Origin of the sequence: Chryseobacterium sp. MMO-72 (genome assembly GCF_037146035.1) — a bacterium.
Classification (GTDB): domain Bacteria; phylum Bacteroidota; class Bacteroidia; order Flavobacteriales; family Weeksellaceae; genus Chryseobacterium; species Chryseobacterium indicum.
On record NZ_JBBCWG010000035.1, the window covers coordinates 1 to 855 of the forward strand.

Here is an 855-nt window from a genome sequence, read left to right on the forward strand (position 1 = left end):
GGTAATGTGGTCAAAAATAGTTGGTGTTTTTGTCATAAATAATTCGTAATATTTTGCAGTTGATTGGAAGAGGAAGTGAGCAATGCTGAGGAGCAACTTACCAGCAATACAATCAACGCTGTAAACAATAGTTTAGAGGATGGCTTTGCCATCCTTTTTTGCAAATTATTGGAACAGCTCTATGGCTTAAAAAACCTTTTACGACTTTAGATTTCTATAGAAAAGATACCATTGGATGAACTTCTTTCTTCGGCTTTTTGTAAGTCCCCGATGAATATTGAGATTGCCTTTCAGATGACCGAAAAAAGACTCTATGCCGTTGGTTGTTTTAGGGATTTTAGGATTTTGCAGGAACATAAACATATTGGGTAAAGCCTTCCTGATAACCGAAAAACATCTCCTTACCATCTTGTGCGTGTGCCAATATCTTCCGGTTTCCTGGCTGTATGATTTTTCATTCAAAAATTCGTGATGCTTCTCAGACCAATCTAAAAATTCTTTGATCCAATACTGCTTTTTAACTTCATTGTCGATAAAATGAATCTTGCAGACAATTTCTCGCAACTCAAAACCCGCTGCAGACTTTGGATAAGCCGAAAGCCATATTTTGCACATTCTCTGAATATGTACCAAACATCGCTGCACAGGAACTTTCGGACAAACTTTACGAATAGCTTTCAGTAGAGATTTGTCGCCATCGCAGGTTATCCCGCCAATTTTTATTCCTAAATTCAAGATGTTTTCCAAATCCTCTTTGAGTTCTTCATAATGCTCTCCGTCCGTAATTCTGTAAAGCTGGGTTTGTTTAAAAACACTGTCTCTATAAACAACCAGACAGATTTCATTAGAAAAATA

Annotated in this window: 1 protein-coding gene; it reads right to left on the reverse strand. The window is 37.0% G+C overall.

The features are described from left to right. Window positions 1-198: 198 nt before the first annotated feature. A partial coding sequence (locus WFH39_RS21155) for a transposase (RefSeq protein ID WP_336691366.1) occupies window positions 199-855 on the reverse strand: 657 nt, incomplete at its 5' end.